Genomic DNA, 16,567 nt, shown 5'->3' with positions numbered 1-16,567 from the left:
TTTACCCGCGCTTGAATGTGTTAGCAATAGCCTTGAACAAGGGCAAATGCGTATCAAAATTATTGTCGGTTAACCCCACAATGATGTAATAGCCGCCATTGCTCTCGAATAAGATGGTTTGGTACACCAATTGGGTCTCGTTATTCGGCCCTTTGCCATCGGCCACTATTTCGTAACCGCTGAGCCCATTAATGGTAACCGCGTTAATGGTGCGCACTTGGTTGGTTTGACCTTCCGGCAGCTTTTTCAACCGCTCGATGCTGTATTGTTTTCTGTCGGTTACCGCGACACTGGATAACGAGTTACCAACCATGAATAAGGCCTTGTCTTTGGCTTGGGAAGGCACCTTACCGTCGGGTGTGTACAGCAGCATGCTTCCGGCCAGGCTCTGGGCGAACTTGAATTTTGTGCCGCTGACATTGACCGCGAATTTGTTGGCTTCCGGCAGCGCCTTACTCTGCTGCTTTGCGTTGTAAACGCTCGACAAAAGGGCCGCCTTGATGGGGCCTTCTATTTGCCGACTTTGTTCCGGGTAAGTAGCGGTAACCAGCACCGTCTTGGCAGGGTCGCCAAAAGCAAGGATTTGTTTCAGGTAGGTAATGCCGTTGGCTTGTTGCGTTATGCTGAACAACGTAGCCGGCGTGCCGCCAAGCTTTACCTGCTCCTGCTGCAAAAGCGTCATTCCCCGGCTGGCCAGGTTGCTTTTTGTAAACCCAGCCGCTGTTTGTTGGTAGGGCGAAGGCAGTTCCGCAACAAGAATGGAAGCCCCGGTGCTGGCTTGCTCAAAACCGCTAAACTTGGCGGCGGAGCTGAATCCGATGGGCGGAATTAGGCTGACTTTGGTACCGGAAACGGCCACATGGTCTTTGGTCTGCCCAAACGAGTTGAGAGTGGATAAAAGAAGAAAGAAGAACGTAACACGCATGAGAAAAAGGAATAAGAATAAACCCAAGTGGTACACAAAGCTATAGCAATGTGCCTTCGTCCCCCAATGCTGAGAACAGTTACATAGGAACCGGCTTAATAAATGCACCTGCTGGACTGCCAGCGCACTAATCTTGCACCGGCTCCAGCGGTACTTCCTCTCCTATCACCGTCTTTTCCTTGGGCTTACGGCTCACTAAAAACACGCCGCTGAAAATGAGGGCCGCTTGGAGGGCTTTTCCCCAGGTAAGCGTGTCTTTGTCCAGGCTTACGGCAATGAGTACAGCCAGCGCGGGCTGCAGGTAAATGTAGGCGCCCAGCAAGGCCGGCGAGGCGTATTTCAGGGCCCAGTTGTTGAGCAGATAGGCCACAATGGTGAGCATGATAACCATGTATGCAATGGCCACCCAAATAAGCGGCGGGAAGCTGGCGTAGTCGGCGGCTTGCACCTGCTGCCAGCCGAAGGGCACGGCAATGACGGCGCCTACCAGGAAAATGCGCGCCAGCACCGTAAACGCGTGGTACTTACGCATCAGCGGCATTACCAGCACCAGGTACACGCCGAAAAACGTGGCGTTCAGCAGAATCATAATATTGCCCAGTGTAACATCGGGGCCGGTAGCGGCGGGCGTACTCCCGCGCCCCAGGATAATGAGCGCGGCGCCGGTGCCGGCCAGCAGAATACCGCCCGCGCGGCGCAGCGTAATTCGGTCGCCGAGCAGCACCACCGAGGCCAGCAGCACCACCACGGGCGCAATGGTTTGAATGAGCGAGGCGTTTATGGGCGTGGTCAGATTCAGCCCGCCAAAAAACAGCAACTGATTGACGCCAATACCCGAAATGCCGCACAAAATAGCCCGCACGTTATCGGCGCGGCCTACGATGGCCTCGCCTGCAAAACGGCGGCGCAACAGCTCGAACACCACGGCGGCGCCCACAATGCGCAGCACCACAATGCCGTAAGGCCCAATGTAGCGCGGCATTACGTCCTTGGAAATGCTGTAGTTGGCCGCGTAAATCAGCGACACCAGAAACAGAGCCGCGTGCACCCACAGGGAATTCTTCATCGGGCGCAAAGGTAGTGCCGCTGCAGCGCGAACTTTGGCCCCGCCCACCTTCGGTTGTTGTTCGCGTATTCGGAGGCAACCTTTATCCGGCCGAACAACGCCGGCGTTTGATACTACCCGCTGGATAACGCGAACCTATGTTCGTGCCTCCGGTACCCCGGCATTTCCCTTACTCCATGGCTTCTCTTTTCGATCCGCCCGCCGACCAACCCCGCCCCGGCGCCCCCCTGGCCGAGCGCCTGCGCCCCCGCACCCTGGCCGAGTACGTGGGCCAGCAGCACCTCATCGGGCCGCAGGGCGTGTTACGGCGTTACCTGAGCGCCGGCCGCATTCCGTCGCTGATTCTGTGGGGGCCGCCGGGCGTGGGCAAAACCACGCTGGCCCACCTCATGGCCTCGGAGCTGAAATTGCCGTTTGTAGCCTTAAGCGCCATAAACGCGGGCGTGAAAGACGTGCGTGACGTGATTCAGCAGGCCAAATCCCGGCGCGGCACGCTGCTGTTCATCGACGAGATTCACCGCTTCAGCAAGTCGCAGCAGGATGCCTTGCTGGGTGCCGTGGAGCAGGGCATTGTTACGCTCATCGGGGCCACTACCGAAAACCCGTCGTTCGAGGTTATTCCGGCTATTCTGAGCCGGGCGCAGGTGTACGTGCTGGAAGGCCTGAGCAAGGAAGACCTTACGGGCTTGGTAGACCGCGCCCTGGCCACCGACGAAGCCCTGCGCCGCCGGCCGGTGCAAGTGGGTAGTTACGACGCGCTACTGCGCATTTCGGGCGGCGACGCGCGCAAGCTGCTCAACCTGCTCGAAATCGTGGTGGAATCGGCCCCGGCCGACCCGGAAACCGGTACTGTTACCATTACCGACGAGCTGGTGCAGCAACTGGCCCAGCAAAACCTGGCCCGCTACGACAAAGGCGGCGAAATGCACTACGACGTCATTTCGGCCTTTATCAAAAGCATTCGGGGCTCCGACCCGAACGCGGCGCTTTACTACTTGGCCGTGATGCTGGAAGGCGGCGAAGACCCCAAATTCATTGCCCGCCGACTGCTCATTCTAGCCTCCGAAGATGTGGGCAACGCCAACCCCAACGCCCTGCTGCTGGCCCAAAGCACGTTTCAGGCCGTTACGGTTATCGGCATGCCCGAATCGGATATTATTCTGGGGCAATGCGTGGTGTATTTGGCCACTTCGCCTAAAAGCAACGCCTCTTACAAAGCCATTCGCGAGGCACGGGCCCTGGTCAAGCAGCAAGGCGTGCAGCCGGTGCCCATTCCGCTGCGCAACGCCCCCACGCGCCTTATGAAACAGCTTGGTTACGGCGACGAATACCAGTATTCCCACGATTTGCCCGGCAACTTCGCTTACCAGGAATTCATGCCCGAAGCCCTGAGCGGCCGCCGTTTTTACACCCCCGGCGACAACGCCGCCGAAGCCAAAATTCAGGAGCGCCTGCGCCACTGGTGGGGCGAGAAGTACGGGTATTAGGGAGTGTAGTACCGGTTTCCGCCCGCGTTGGCCGAAACGCCAATACACCGGTACGGGTCTGTAAGTCGGCTTTCACACCGGCAGAGCGCCTGTTCGTTGATTAAGCCTCTTATTGATGGCGAACCGGCTGTACTTTCGAATGTGGTTTTGCGGCCGTCTGCACCTGCCGGGGCAAAGTGTAGGCTGCCACTAAAACCCGCCTAGTTTTGTTTCTTCGTCGCAGTTACCTCCTTCTTTTTACTGATGAGAACCTTTTTTAAATACGTGCTGGCCACCATTACGGGCCTGTTCCTGTTTGGGGCGGTCAGCTTTTTATTGACGCTGGCTTTCGTAGCCGCCGTTACCAGCACTTCCGATGAGGTTACGGTGGCCAGCAACTCGGTGCTGGAGCTGAAGCTGGACCGGCCCATTACGGAGCGCAAGCAGGACGCCGAATTCACGCCTTTCGGGGCCGGCAATTCCTCCATCGGCCTGCTGAACCTAAAAGAAGTGATTCGCCGGGCCAAGAAGGATGACGACATTCGCGGCATTCTGCTGAACCTGGACGTGGTGCAGGGCGGCATGGCTTCACTTGAAGAAGTGCGCAACGCGCTGATCGACTTCAAAAAGTCGGGCAAGTTCATTGTGGCCTACCACGAAACGGGCTCCGAGAAAAGCTACTACCTCTCGTCGGTAGCCGACGAAATTTACCTGCACCCGCAGGGGTTACTGGAATTCAACGGCCTGTCTTCGGAGGTGTTTTTCTACAAGCGCTTGTTCGATAAGTTGGGCGTGGAGCCGTTCATTTTCCGCGTGGGCTCGTTCAAGAGCGCCGTGGAGCCGTACTTCCGCGAGAGTTTCTCCGACTCGGCCCGCTACCAGACGGTGTCATTCCTGAACTCGATTAACGACCACACCGTGCAGCAGATTGCCGCGGCCCGCAAGCTGCCGTTGGGTCGGCTGAAAACCATTCAGGACTCCATGTCGGTGCACAACGCCGACGACGCCCAGCGCCTGGGTTTGGTTACCAAGCTCGGCTACTACGACGAAGTGCTGGACTATTTGCGCGGCAAGCTGAAGCTGGAGAAAAACAAGAAGCCCAGCCTGGTAAGCCTGAGCACCTACGAAAAGGCCGATAAGGACGACGACAACACCAGCGGCAACCGCATTGCCGTGATTTACGCCGAGGGCGACATTGTGGGCGGCAAAGGCGGCGAGGAAAGCATCGGCGGTACCAAGTTCGCCGAGACTATCCGCAAAGCCCGCCTCGACGACAAGGTGAAGGCCATCGTGCTGCGCATCAACTCGCCCGGCGGCTCGGCCCTGGCTTCGGATGTTATTTACCGCGAGGTAATGCTGGCCCGGGCGGCCAAGAAACCGGTTATTGCCTCTATGTCGGACGTGGCGGCTTCGGGCGGCTACTACATTGCCATGGGCTGCGACACCATTGTGGCCCACCCCAACACCATCACCGGCTCCATTGGCGTATTCGGCGTGCTGCCCAACCTCGGCCCCTTGCTCTCCGATAAGCTCGGCATTACCGTGGACCGCGTAACCACCGGCAAGTTTTCCGATGTGCCTACCGTAACGCGCCGCCTCACGCCTTTTGAGCAGCAAACCCTGCAGCGCGAAGTGGAGCGCACCTACGCCGATTTCACCAGCAAAGCCGCCAAGGGCCGCAACATGCCAGTGGAGCGCCTGCGCCGCCTGGCCTCGGGCCGGGTGTGGTCGGGCATCGAAGCCAAAGAGCGCGGCCTCGTGGACGTGCTCGGCAGCTACGACGACGCTCTGGCCATTGCCGCCCGCCGTGCCGGCCTGAAGCAGGACGACTACCGCGTGCAGAATTTGCCCCGCCGCAAGTCGGCCTTCGAAAGCCTGCTCTCGATGTTCGGCAGCTCGGAGGAAGCCGAAGCCCGCGCTATGAAAAGCCAGCTCGGCCCGCTGTTTCCCATTTACCAGCAGTACCGCGCCGTTACCCAGATGCAGGGTGTGCAGGCCCGCCTGCCGTACGAACTATCCATTCAGTAGGGCAGCAGCGCCTACTTAAGCCGAGAGGCCCCACCCGCAAATGGCTGCGGGTGGGGCCTCTCGGCTTAAGTAGGCGCTGAGCTTAACGTATTTTACATTTGTATAACACCTGGCTTCCACCTCCTGCAATGCCTCCGCTGTAGTAGGAAACGTTAATGCTGTCGCCTTTTGGGTAGTGCTTGGCATCGCCACCCATAGAAGCGGCATAGACAGTAGACCGATAGTAGACTTGACTAACGCCCCCAATGACAATTTCATTAATGGAGTCGTAACTAACGTTTTTGAACTCAATCCGGCCGTTTCTGGAACCACCAATCACGATATCCTCATCCGGCAGGCGAACGACGCTGGAATTTCCTGCTCTCGCGCTCGTATATACCTTGCAATTGCACGTGTACCCTCTGGGAGGCGTGAACACATTCACCGCCATCGTATTTTCCGCCGAGCCGCCGCTGCCGGTAGCCCGTAGCCTAACAGTGTACCGCCCAGCCCGCTGGTATCGATGAGCCGCCGAAAACCTCGTTGACGTACCACCGTCGCCAAAGTCCCAGAGGTAGCTGGTACCCCCAATGGTCCGGTTCTGGAAATGCATAGAGTCCCCAGCGCTAGAGGGGCCCATGTTCCAAAAAGACACCAGTGGCTTAGCCAGAATAACCACATCGGTAGCAGAGGAGTCGACCCCACCGGCACCGCTGGCTTTCAACTTGACGGTGTAGCGTCCCGCCCGGCGAAATACGTGAGCCGGCGTGCGTGCGGTGGAAGTGGTGCCGTCGCCGAAGTTCCAGAGGTAGCTAACGGCATTCGACGAAGAGTTTGTAAAACGCGTTGAATCCTGTTCGCCGAAAGGCCCTATGCAGGCGAAAGCAGCCACCGGCTTGGGGTCCCCGTCCTCGTCTTCTGGCTTGTTAGTATCTTTTTTACAGGCACTTAACGCCGTAAATACACCAATAAAAAGCAAAACATTGTATACCGTTTTCATAGTGTTATTTTTTTAAACCGAATCCAATGTACACTTTAAAAATAAACCTCTAATCCTATCTAAGCTCTCTGCAAACATCACAGAATTGCTATTGCTTTCTTTGCACACATGAACCTCCCCGCCGCCCAGCAACTCCAGCAGCTCCATGAAGCTGCCGCCTTCATTCAGCAACGCACCGATTCCTTCCAGCCCGACTACGGCATTATCCTTGGCACCGGCCTGGGCGCCTTGGTGCAGGAGGTAGCGGTGCAGCACAGCCTGAGCTACGCCGACATTCCGCACTTCCCGCTCTCGACGGTGGAAAGCCACGCCGGCCGCCTGATTCTGGGCGAGCTGGGAGGCAAAAAAGTAGCCGTGCTGCAAGGTCGCTTTCACTTCTACGAAGGCTACAGCATGCAGCAAGTGGTGTTTCCGGTGCGGGTGCTGAAGCTGCTGGGCATTACGCAGCTACTGGTGAGCAACGCCGCCGGCGGGCTGAACCCCGATTTCGGCATCAGCGACCTGATGCTCATCGACGACCACATTAACCTGCAGCCCACCAACCCACTCGTGGGCCCGAACCTAGACGAGCTGGGCCCGCGCTTTCCGGACATGTTCGAGCCCTACAGCCACGCCCTGCTGGCCCGCGCCGAAGCCGCCGCCGCGCAGCTGGGCTTTGCCAACCGCGTACGCCGCGGCGTGTACGCCAGCCTGCCCGGCCCCATGCTGGAAAGCCCGGCCGAGTACCGCTACCTGCGCACCATTGGCTCCGATGCCGTGGGCATGAGCACTGTGCCCGAAGTTATTGCCGCCCGCCACATGGATTTGCCGGTGCTGGCCGTATCCGTGATTACTGATCTGGCCAGCCCCGGTAACCTCAAGCCGGTGAACATTCAGCACATTCTGGCCGCCGCCGCCGAGGCCGAACCGCGCCTCACCGCCCTCATCAAAGCCGTGCTGACGGCAGAGTAGCACGGCTGATTTAAAACCGAAAGCCCGGTTTCACTTGCGGTGAAACCGGGCTTTCGGTTTTAGGTCGGGCTGTTTACAAAGAGTAACCCACGCAGCTTATTTGCAGCAGCTTAACGCAGAATAATTTTCCGGCGCTGGTAGCTGAGAATGGCAAACACGCCAATGCCGCCCTGCACGGTGCTCTGGATTTGCGCGGGCTGCCCAAAGGGGTTGCCGTTGGCATCCTGCGCGTCGTCGATGGAGCGCAGGAAAGTGTAGTACGGCTTATCGACGTGGTAGAAAGTAACCAGCAGCGTATCGTTGGGCGAAAATTCGTAGCTGGTGCCCATGGGAATGCGCTGGCCATCGAAGAGTTGGTCCTCAAACTCGCGGTCGAGGGCGCGCAGGGAGTCGGACAGCGCATTCCGGTGAATCTGGAAGCGGTAGAAATCGGCGGTGCCGGGCGGATCCTGAAACGTCATCAGCACCAAGGCTTTGCGCCGCGGCGCAGGCTCGTTGTTGAACCGCCATTCCAGGGTGTCGATGGGCACGATGGCCGGCATGGTGGCCGTGCCGGTTACGCGGCGGCCCTTGGTGTCGGTTACTTCCAGCTGCCAGGTGTCGCCGGGCCGGATGGGGAGGGCCCGCCGCCCGGTGTGGGTAAAGAACTTTTTGGTGGTGGCGTTCTGGCCGGGAGCAAAGCGCAGGGTTTCCCGCTGACCGCTGGGCCCGGTCAGCACGGCTGTTACGTCGGCGGGCACGGCTGGCGTGGGGGCGCTCAGGTAAGGCACGGTTTCGCTCACGGTGAGCTGCGGCACCTGGCCCGGCTCGAGGTAGCACTCCACCACCAGCTGGGGCGGAAACTCCGGCAGGTCCACATCAATATCCTGCTGCAGGTCGCAGCCCGAAGCCAACGCGACGCTGGCGGCCAGCAGCAGGCCTCGCAGGCTGGTTCGAAAGCTTGGCATGGGCATTAGAATTTGAAGTTGTAGGTGATGGAGGGAATGATGGGGAACAGCGACACCAGGCGGGCACGGTAGCTTAGCACCTGGTCGGTGTCTTCGTTCTTCACCTCGTCGAAGAAGATAAAATAAGGGTTGCGGCGGCTGTAGGCGTTGTAAACGCTCAGCGTCAGGTCCGACTCGCGGGCCCAGGGGCGCGGGCGGAGCTTGTACACCACGCCCAAATCGAGGCGGTGGTAGCTGGGCAGGCGGTAGGAGTTGCGGTCGGGGTACACGGGCACGATTTCCAGGTCGGTGCCGGCCACGTCCTGCACCGCAATGCGGGCCGCGGGCAAGGTGGTAGGGTTGCCCGAGGTGAATACGAAGGAACCCGTGAGGCTCACGCGGTCGGTGAGCTGGTGCATAAGCACCGCGGTAAGGTTGTGGCGACGGTCGTAGGTGGGGTAAAATGTGCGGCCCTGGTTAATGCCCGGTCCGCCGCGCTGGGGCGCAAACTCGCGGTTGGTCCAGGCCAGCGTGTAGCCGATCCAGCCGGTGGTGCGGCCGTTTTTCTTTTCCAGGTACACCTCGTTGCCATAGGCCTGGCCGGTGCCGTAGAGGAATTCCGAGTCGAGGTCGGGGTTAACGAACAGCTGGGCGCCGTCGCGGAAGTCAATCTGACGCTGTGCCCACTTGTAGTACACCTCGTTAGTGAACAGCAGCTTGCCATCGAACAGCAGCCAGCTTACGCCCGTGGAAACCTGCTGCGAGCGTTGCGGCCGGGCCGAGAGGCGCGAGGGGTACCAGATATCCGTAGGCAGCGAGGCGCCCGAATTCGACACCAGGTGCACGTATTGGTACATGAGCGCGTAGCTGGCCTTAACAGCCAGGTTGGGTGTGAGGCTGTAGCGCGTGGCCAGGCGCGGCTCTACCCCGCCGTACTCGTTCGAGCCGGACCGGAAGCCGGACAAACGCAGGCCGTAATCCACCGCGAATTTGTCGGACACGGTGAAGTTATCGGAGGCGTAAATGCCTCCCTCCTGCCCATCGTAGCTGATATCCTGTCCGATGTTCAGCGAGTTGTCCTCGGCGCGGGCCCGCAAGCTACCCACGCCAAAGCGGTGCAGCGTACCACTGGCCCCGAAGCGCACCACATGCCTATCGGCGGGGCGCCACTCCCAATCGGAGCGCAGGGTCCAGTCGCGGATGTTGCTGCTTAGGCCAAAGCTGAACTGGTCGAGCTTGTTGGTGATGTCGTAGACGTAGCGCGAGCCGGTGACGGAGGTATTGGTGAAGAGCTTGGGCGAAAACTCGTGGCTCCAGCGCACGGTGCCGGTGCGGTTGCCCCACTTAAAATCAAAGTTGAAGCCGTTGGTAGAGTTAAAGCCGAACACGTCGTTGCCGAAGTAACCGCTCAAAAACACCTGGTCCTTCTGGCCGAGCTTGTAGTTGGCCTTCAGGTTGAGGTCGTAGAAATAGTAGTCGGGAATGGGGTTGTAGTCCTCGGTGTCTTTGTTGAGGCGGTTGATCTGCCGCGTAAACACATCGAAATAAGTGCGGCGCCCGGCCAGAATAAACGCGCCCTTGTCTTTCACAATGGGGCCTTCCACCGCCAGGCGCGAGGAAATGAGTCCGAGGCCGCCGCTAACGCCAAACCGCTCGGCGTTGCCTTCACGGCTTTTCACGTCAATCACCGACGAGAGCCGCCCGCCGTACTGCGCCGGAAACCCCGATTTATACAGGTCTACGGACTGCACCACATCGGAGTTAAAAGTGCTGAACAGGCCGAACAGGTGGTTGGGGTTGTACACCACCGCGTCGTCGAGCAGAATGAGGTTTTGGTCGGACGAGCCGCCGCGCACGAACAGGCCGCTGGTGCCTTCGCCGCCGTTTTGCACGCCGGGCTTCAGCTGCAGGGTTTTCAGGATGTCCACTTCGCCGAACAAGGCGGGCAGCAGCTTGGCCTCGCGGGCCGTGAGGCGCTCCACGCCCATTTGGGTGGTGTTCAGCTTCTGCTCCAAGGTGCCCGAGCCTTCGATTACCACCTCGCCCAGCTCGTTGCCGGCCGTGGGCAATACCACATCGAGCCGCTGGTCTTGCTGGCGCAGGTTTACTTCCTGGGTGGTGGTTTGGTAGCCGATAAACGACACCAGTACCTGATGGCGGCCCGCAGGCAAGTCCAGCTCAAAGCTGCCGTCGGGCTGGGTGGCCGTGCCCAGGCCCAGCCGCGATACAGCCACGTTAGCGCCGGGCAGGCCCGTTCCGTCGGTACCGCGTACGGTACCGCGTAGCTTGTAGGTCGCCTGCGCCCACACGGCCACGGGCAACAGCAGGAAAAACAGGAAGAGGGTAATTCGTGGTGGAATCGAACGATGCATACGGTGACGGGTGGTCCGGCGCAAAGAACAGCTACGAACCAGTGGCTAACGCCCAGACACACCGTTTAGTTTGAGTCGGCCTAAACATCGAAAGGTTGCATCCCGGTACCAGCGCATGCGGGCCCAAACGGGGCCTTCCTTTATCTTCGCCCTTATGACCAAACAGCTCGACGGAAAAGTGGCCCTGATTACGGGCGCTTCCAAAGGAATTGGCCGGGCCATTGCCCAGCATTTCGCCCAACTCGGTGCCCAAGTGGCCTTCACCTACCTTTCCAGCGTGGAGAAAGGCCAGCAGCTCGAACAGGAGCTGGCCGAACACGGCACCAAGGTAAAGGGCTACCGCTCCGACGCCTCCGATTACGCCCAGGCCGAAAAGCTCATCGACGACGTGGTTGCTGAGTTCGGCAAGCTGGATATTCTGGTGAACAACGCCGGCATTACCAAAGACGGCCTGCTGATGCGCATGAGCGAGGAGCAGTGGGACTCGGTGCTGAACGTGAACCTGAAATCGGTATTCAACCTCACCAAAGCCGCCACCAAGCCCATGATGCGCGCCAAATCGGGCAGCATCATCAACATGACCTCGGTAGTAGGCATTAAAGGAAACGCCGGCCAGGCCAACTACGCCGCTTCCAAGTCGGGCATTATTGGCTTCACCAAGTCGGTTGCGCTGGAGCTGGGTTCGCGCAACATCCGCTGCAACGCCATTGCGCCCGGCTTCATTGAAACCGAAATGACCGACGCCCTCGACCCCAAGCAGGTAGACGAGTGGCGCAAGGCCATTCCGCTCAAGCGCGGTGGTACTCCTGATGATGTGGCCAAAGCCACTGCCTTCCTGGCCTCGGATAACTCGGCTTACATCACCGGCCAAGTGCTGCAGGTAGATGGCGGCATGCTGACGTAATACGGCAGCGCCGCTCTGCAAACCGAACGTCATGCCGAGCGGAGCCGAGGCATCTCGCGTGCTGATGCTAGATAGTTACTTTATTATCCGGTTAAGCAAGCGAGATACCTCGGCTGCGCTCGGCATGATGTTTTTTATTCACCGCTTGGCATCGTCATTTAACAAACTAATACCAGAACCATATGATTGATTTACTATTCGCATTTATCGGAATAAATACTCAAATAATACTTCTTTACTGGAGACACTGGTTTGATGAAAAAACAAAGTTATTTATGATCGTAACATGCGACGTTATTTTCTTCACAGTTGCCACCATAATAGACAAAGAAAATCTTCTGCCACACTCGAAATCAGTATTACTATTAAAAATACCTTTGCTGTCGGTTATAATATATAAAATTATGCAATACTGCTTTATCAGGTTATTTGAATACAACCCCCATGATAGTTTTTGGTCTATGAATATCAGATTAATGAAAGACGGCGTGTTTAATTTTTTATTTTGGGTTATTGGCATAATTCTGCCTGTCGTATTAATTTACTCAAAAACGATCTGAAATTTACTAACGTACTTATAACCTAAAAGGTACATCTACCGCTGCACCCAATATCGTGGCGTTTGAATCGGCAGCTCTGCCAACTGGATTTGATGATCTGGGCCGCCGCAGATGTACAAGCAGGCCACCGGCCGCGAAATCGGCCAATTGCAAACCCTGCGCGAGTTCGACCTCAGCCACCCGGCCGTGCAGCAGAAAATGTCCGAACGATACGGGAAGCGGTTGCCGCTGACCGAAAAAGTAATTTCGCCGGTACGCATGCTGGAAAGCGAAGAATTAGTGACGGTCGTCACACAATAAGGTCAATGCCTGCAACCATCTACCTTCGCTTTCCTTATTAGCGAAGCGCCCACCCGCACGCAACTGTTTAGCTTGCACACGGGTTCTTTGTGCTCCATCTGACTGTTTAAGCTGTCTTTGATCTTCTCTGCCTCTTCTCCCTGGCTTATTCTGCTGTGCCTGCTGGTAGGTGCGGGCTATGCGGCCCTGCTCTACTCCAAAAAAGCCCCGTGGAGCAAGCCCGTTAACTACGGCCTCGCTGCGTTGCGCTTTACGTTGGTAAGCCTGCTGTGCTGGCTGTTGCTGGGCCCCGTGCTGCGCCGAACCACCACCACCACCGAAGCCCCGGTAGTGGTGCTGGCCGTGGACGACTCGCAGTCGGTGCCGCTGTTCTCGCCCGATACGGCCGCGCTGCGCCAAACCCTGGCCGGCCTCGATGCCATGACGGCCCGCCTGCGCGACGCCGGCTACGACGTGGCCGTACGCACCCTGGATACGGCCGCGCCGGCCCGCCTCGCCCAAACCCGCTTCCAGCAGCCCGCCACCAACCTCGACCGCCTCCTCACCGACCTGCAAACCGGCTACGAAGGCCGCAACCTCGCCGCCGTAGTACTAGCCTCCGATGGCCTCGCCAACGAAGGCCGCCCGCCGGTTTTCGCCGAATTCACGCACCCCATTTTCCCGCTGGCCCTCGGCGACACTATTCCACGCCGGGACTTGCGCGTAACCGACCTGCGCTACAACCGCGTGGCCTTTAGCGGCAACCGTTTTCCGGTAGAAGCCGAAATTGGCTACGACGGCTTCACGAGCGGCACGGCCTCGGTGGTGCTGCGTGAAAACGGCCGCGTGCTGGCCCGCCAGAAGGTGACCCTGGCACCCAACCGCCGCCTGCAGCGCACCACGTTTCTGCTCACGGCCGCCGCGCCCGGCAAGCACCGCTATGAGGTGCTGGTGGAGCAGCAGCCCGGCGAGTTTACCGTGCTCAACAACAACCGCAACGCCTACATCGACATCGTAAAAGGCCGCCTGCGCGTGCTGCTGGCCGGTGCCGCCCCCCACCCCGATCTAAAGGCCCTGAACGCCGCCCTGCTCGGCAACGACAACTTTGACGTGACCTTGGCAGTGCCCGGCCTCGCTCCACTGCGCGCCGACCAGGACTACGACGTGGCCATTTTGCACCAATTACCCAGCCGTACCAATGCCGCGCGCGACGTGCTCCAATACGTACGAAGCCGCAATCTGCCGGCTTTGTACGTCCTTGGCTCGCAGTCTGATTTCAGCGCCTACAACGCCCTTGGCACCGGTTTGCGCGTAACGTCGGGCAGCCAGAACGCCGAAGCAACGCCCGCCGTAAACAGCAGCTTTACCCGTTTCACCTTGGAGCCCGATGCCGTGGCCCGGCTGGGTGAGTATCCGCCAACTGCTGTGTCGGTTAACGACGCTCGCCTGGGCGGCGGGGGCGAGGTTATTTTGTACCAGCAAGCCGGCCGCAGCCGCACCACCAAGCCCCTGCTGGTAGTAAGCGGAACGGCCGGGCAGCGCCAGGCCACCCTGCTCACCGATGGCAGCTGGCAGTGGCGCCTGCAGGAAGCCGCCACCCACGACGACCGCGCCGACACCTACGACCGCCTGTTCACGCGCCTGCTGCAGCTGCTCACCCAAGACAGCCGCCGCAAACGCCTCGATGTGTACCCCACGCAGGACGCTTTCAGTACCCAGGACGACGTGACTTTCGGCGCCGAAACCTACAACGCGGTGTTTGAGCGCGTGTACGGCCAGCAAATCAGCCTCACCCTCACCGACGAGCAGAACCGCCCCCGCTCCTTCTCCTTCACCAACCGCCAGGACGGCGGCGTGCTGCACCTGGGCCAGTTGCCCGGCGGCCTCTACCGCTACACCGCCCGCGCCACCGTAGCCGGTCAGCCCCAGGAAGACCGTGGCGAGGTACTGGTGCAGGATCAGCAATTAGAGGCCACCGCCTCCCGCGCCGACCACAACACGCTCTTCCAACTCGCACAGCGCACCAGCGGGCAGCTCTATTACCCGCAGCAGCTGCAGCAACTGGAGCAGCGCTTGTTGCAGGCCAAGTTCAAGCCGGTTTTGCACACGCAGGAAGAGGAAAAGAACCTCATTGACGAATGGTGGCTGTTCGCGTTGATTATGGCGCTGGCCACGGCGGAATGGGTTATTCGGCGGTACTCAGGCAGTATTTAGCCGCAATGCGCTGTTGTCAGTCTACACATCCCATCTGCCCATTCTGTCATCCTGAGCAAAGCGAAGGACCTTATCACACTTGAACAAACACTTATATTAAGCCTACTTTCTTTAATACGGTGGCCTACTACGTCTACATCACCACCAACCCCGCCAAGACCGTTCTATACATTGGGGTGACGAACAATTTAGCCACCCGCTTAGCGCAGCACTACGAAAACCGCGGTCAGGCGCAAACATTCGCGGGGCGCTACTTCTGCTATAATCTGCTTTACTTCGAGGCTCACCAGAATGCTATGGCAGCCATTTCCCGCGAGAAAGAACTGAAAGGCTGGACGCGGACCAAGAAGGATGCGCTGATCGACACCCTCAATCCGCAGCGTGAATTTTTGGTCCCGTAAACTGATTTCACAAGCCTGATAAGGTCCTTCGCTTTGCTCAGGATGACAGAACAAAAAGGTAATGGAGAAGCAGATGACAGAACAAGCAACTATGGACTACCCCACCGCCCTCGAACAACTCCTGCGCCACTCAGGCTTGCCCAAAGAGAAGCATACGGATAAGGAATTTTTGCACGCGCTCTACCTCATCAGCGACAAAAAAGTCTTTCGTCCGGTAAAGCCGCTGGCCGACAATATACTGGAGTGTTATGAAGTCATTAACAAGTACTTAAACAGTGGAACGCCAGAGGCAACTGCTTATGCAGACAAAGCGCAAGTCATTGATCGAGTACTGGTTCACGCTGTTAGTGACCTACTCACACAGGGCCGAAAGTTCAATGAATGGGTTGCAACAGAGTCTGGATTTACGCCGGAAGCCATTAACGAAATGGCGTGGTCTGTTCGTGCTATCGAATTAGGGTGGAACTTTGTACTGGCCGGCGACTTCGATTCAATCACGAAGGAAGTCGTACTGTGGAACGAATACGGCCTCTAAAAAACACCCCATGCGCTACATTCTCGTCAACAAGCCTTTCGAAGTCCTGCCCCAGTTCACCGACGAGAAAGGCCGGGCCACGCTCAAGGAGCTGGTACAGGTGCCAAACGTCTACCCCGTCGGCCGCCTCGACTACGACTCCGAGGGCCTGATGCTACTTACCGACGACAAGCAACTGCAGTTCCGCATTGCCGAGCCGCGCTACAAGGTGCCCAAAACCTACTGGGTGCAAGTGGAAGGTATTCCCACCGAAGAAGCGCTGGAACAGCTGCGCCGCGGCGTACAAATCAGCGACGGGTTTACGGCCCCGGCCAAAGTGGAAATGCTGCCCGAACAGCCCGAGCAGCTCTGGGAACGAAGCAAGCCCGTGCGCTTCCGCGCCGCCATTCCCACCAGTTGGCTTGAGCTGACCATCGCCGAAGGCATGAACCGGCAGGTACGCAAAATGACCGCCGCCGTAGGTTTCCCCACCCTGCGACTCATTCGGGCAAAACTGGCCGACCTCACACTAGAGAAACTAGCGCCCGGCAAATGGCGTGACCTCACGCCCGCCGAAGTGCAGGAGCTGAAAATGGCCGTGGCCGACACGCCCGAAAACGAAGGCCCCGCCAACGCCCGCCGCAAGCCCACCCAGAAGTACGACCCCAACTTTGAGGAAAAGCTAGCCGCTGAAAAAGCTGCCCGGGCCCGCAGAGCTTTTGAAAAATCGGGCCCGAGCCGCGGACCCAAGCGCCAAACCAGCGGCACCGGCACCGGCCGCTCAGGCGGCCGGCAGGCCGATGGCCCGGCAGGTGCAACCCGGGGTGGCCGATCGGCCAGCGGCGCACCGCGTGGCGGCAAACCCGGTGGCATTGCGCCCCGGAGCACAGGAAAAACCGGCGGTCCTGGTGCCGGCCGGCCTTCGTCGGGGCGCCCGGCTTCGCCTTCTGCCAAGCCGCCGCGCCGCGGCAAATGAGTTTGC

At 58.9% G+C, this 16,567-nt stretch carries 14 protein-coding genes; 9 read left to right on the top strand and 5 right to left on the bottom strand.

Going from position 1 to position 16,567, the window contains the following annotated elements; all coding sequences use genetic code 11:
• Nucleotide 1 precedes the first annotated feature (1 nt).
• Both ABD903_RS02790 and ABD903_RS02785 read right to left on the bottom strand, forming a co-directional pair.
• Complete coding sequence (locus ABD903_RS02790; protein WP_345221177.1) at nucleotides 2–1,033, bottom strand: hypothetical protein; 1,032 nt, start codon at nucleotides 1,031–1,033, stop codon at nucleotides 2–4.
• Between the two features lie 19 nt (nucleotides 1,034–1,052).
• Nucleotides 1,053–1,991 carry a DMT family transporter gene (locus tag ABD903_RS02785; protein WP_345221175.1) on the bottom strand — a complete coding sequence of 313 codons (939 nt, stop codon included), beginning with the start codon at nucleotides 1,989–1,991 and terminating at the stop codon, nucleotides 1,053–1,055.
• Between the two features lie 176 nt (nucleotides 1,992–2,167).
• On the opposite strand from ABD903_RS02785, the gene ABD903_RS02780 reads away from it, so the two are divergent.
• Together ABD903_RS02780 and sppA are read left to right on the top strand one after the other, a co-directional pair.
• Complete coding sequence (locus ABD903_RS02780; RefSeq protein ID WP_345221174.1) at nucleotides 2,168–3,478, top strand: replication-associated recombination protein A; 1,311 nt, start codon at nucleotides 2,168–2,170, stop codon at nucleotides 3,476–3,478.
• 243 nt (nucleotides 3,479–3,721) lie between these two features.
• On the top strand, nucleotides 3,722–5,485 hold the full coding sequence (gene sppA / locus ABD903_RS02775) for a signal peptide peptidase SppA (protein ID WP_345221172.1): 1,764 nt from the start codon (nucleotides 3,722–3,724) through the stop codon (nucleotides 5,483–5,485).
• A gap of 82 nt (nucleotides 5,486–5,567) precedes the next feature.
• Here the strand turns inward: sppA and ABD903_RS02770 are convergent, their stop codons facing one another.
• Nucleotides 5,568–6,464, bottom strand: coding sequence for a PKD domain-containing protein (locus tag ABD903_RS02770; protein ID WP_345221171.1), 897 nt, complete (start codon nucleotides 6,462–6,464; stop codon nucleotides 5,568–5,570).
• 108 nt (nucleotides 6,465–6,572) lie between these two features.
• On the opposite strand from ABD903_RS02770, the gene ABD903_RS02765 reads away from it, so the two are divergent.
• Complete coding sequence (locus ABD903_RS02765) at nucleotides 6,573–7,415, top strand: purine-nucleoside phosphorylase (RefSeq protein ID WP_345221169.1); 843 nt, start codon at nucleotides 6,573–6,575, stop codon at nucleotides 7,413–7,415.
• A 110-nt stretch (nucleotides 7,416–7,525) separates the two neighbouring features.
• On the opposite strand, the gene ABD903_RS02760 is transcribed toward ABD903_RS02765, so the two are convergent.
• Nucleotides 7,526–8,362, bottom strand: coding sequence for a DUF4249 domain-containing protein (locus tag ABD903_RS02760; protein WP_345221167.1), 837 nt, complete (start codon nucleotides 8,360–8,362; stop codon nucleotides 7,526–7,528).
• Nucleotides 8,363–8,367: 5 nt separating this feature from the next.
• The gene (locus tag ABD903_RS02755) at nucleotides 8,368–10,713 is read right to left on the bottom strand and encodes a TonB-dependent receptor (protein WP_345221165.1); all 2,346 of its coding nucleotides are present in this window, start codon (nucleotides 10,711–10,713) and stop codon (nucleotides 8,368–8,370) included.
• Between the two features lie 154 nt (nucleotides 10,714–10,867).
• Between ABD903_RS02755 and fabG the strand changes: the two genes are divergently transcribed.
• The 6 genes from fabG (at nucleotide 10,868) to ABD903_RS02725 (ending at nucleotide 16,561) form a co-directional block, all read left to right on the top strand.
• Nucleotides 10,868–11,617 carry a 3-oxoacyl-[acyl-carrier-protein] reductase gene (gene fabG / locus ABD903_RS02750; protein WP_345221163.1) on the top strand — a complete coding sequence of 250 codons (750 nt, stop codon included), beginning with the start codon at nucleotides 10,868–10,870 and terminating at the stop codon, nucleotides 11,615–11,617.
• Between the two features lie 671 nt (nucleotides 11,618–12,288).
• Nucleotides 12,289–12,477, top strand: a complete 189-nt coding sequence (locus ABD903_RS02745) for a C40 family peptidase (RefSeq protein ID WP_345221162.1) — start codon at nucleotides 12,289–12,291, stop codon at nucleotides 12,475–12,477.
• Nucleotides 12,478–12,594: 117 nt separating this feature from the next.
• A complete protein-coding gene (locus tag ABD903_RS02740) occupies nucleotides 12,595–14,670 on the top strand; it encodes a VWA domain-containing protein (RefSeq protein WP_345221160.1) in 2,076 nt (691 codons plus the stop codon).
• Nucleotides 14,671–14,789: 119 nt separating this feature from the next.
• Nucleotides 14,790–15,071, top strand: coding sequence for a GIY-YIG nuclease family protein (locus tag ABD903_RS02735; RefSeq protein ID WP_345221158.1), 282 nt, complete (start codon nucleotides 14,790–14,792; stop codon nucleotides 15,069–15,071).
• A gap of 91 nt (nucleotides 15,072–15,162) precedes the next feature.
• Complete coding sequence (locus ABD903_RS02730; RefSeq protein WP_345221156.1) at nucleotides 15,163–15,606, top strand: hypothetical protein; 444 nt, start codon at nucleotides 15,163–15,165, stop codon at nucleotides 15,604–15,606.
• 10 nt (nucleotides 15,607–15,616) lie between these two features.
• Nucleotides 15,617–16,561 carry a pseudouridine synthase gene (locus ABD903_RS02725; RefSeq protein ID WP_345221154.1) on the top strand — a complete coding sequence of 315 codons (945 nt, stop codon included), beginning with the start codon at nucleotides 15,617–15,619 and terminating at the stop codon, nucleotides 16,559–16,561.
• The last annotated feature ends 6 nt before the right edge of the window (nucleotides 16,562–16,567 follow it).

The sequence above is a fragment of the Hymenobacter koreensis genome, assembly GCF_039541855.1.
Taxonomy (GTDB): Bacteria; Bacteroidota; Bacteroidia; order Cytophagales; family Hymenobacteraceae; genus Solirubrum; species Solirubrum koreensis.
Note: the sequence above shows the minus strand (reverse complement) of the source record. Positions and strands in the feature narration are given on the sequence as shown.

Bases quoted from the DNA above. Each gene is read 5' to 3' on its own strand.
- ABD903_RS02765 (WP_345221169.1), top strand. From the start codon at position 6,573: ATGAACCTCCCCGCCGCCCAGCAACTCCAGCAGCTCCATGAAGCTGCC.
- ABD903_RS02755 (WP_345221165.1), bottom strand. From the start codon at position 10,713: ATGCATCGTTCGATTCCACCACGAATTACCCTCTTCCTGTTTTTCCTG.
- ABD903_RS02770 (WP_345221171.1), bottom strand. From the start codon at position 6,464: ATGAAAACGGTATACAATGTTTTGCTTTTTATTGGTGTATTTACGGCG.
- ABD903_RS02785 (WP_345221175.1), bottom strand. From the start codon at position 1,991: ATGAAGAATTCCCTGTGGGTGCACGCGGCTCTGTTTCTGGTGTCGCTG.
- ABD903_RS02730 (WP_345221156.1), top strand. From the start codon at position 15,163: ATGGACTACCCCACCGCCCTCGAACAACTCCTGCGCCACTCAGGCTTG.
- fabG (WP_345221163.1), top strand. From the start codon at position 10,868: ATGACCAAACAGCTCGACGGAAAAGTGGCCCTGATTACGGGCGCTTCC.
- ABD903_RS02760 (WP_345221167.1), bottom strand. From the start codon at position 8,362: ATGCCAAGCTTTCGAACCAGCCTGCGAGGCCTGCTGCTGGCCGCCAGC.
- ABD903_RS02780 (WP_345221174.1), top strand. From the start codon at position 2,168: ATGGCTTCTCTTTTCGATCCGCCCGCCGACCAACCCCGCCCCGGCGCC.
- ABD903_RS02745 (WP_345221162.1), top strand. From the start codon at position 12,289: ATGTACAAGCAGGCCACCGGCCGCGAAATCGGCCAATTGCAAACCCTG.
- sppA (WP_345221172.1), top strand. From the start codon at position 3,722: ATGAGAACCTTTTTTAAATACGTGCTGGCCACCATTACGGGCCTGTTC.
- ABD903_RS02725 (WP_345221154.1), top strand. From the start codon at position 15,617: ATGCGCTACATTCTCGTCAACAAGCCTTTCGAAGTCCTGCCCCAGTTC.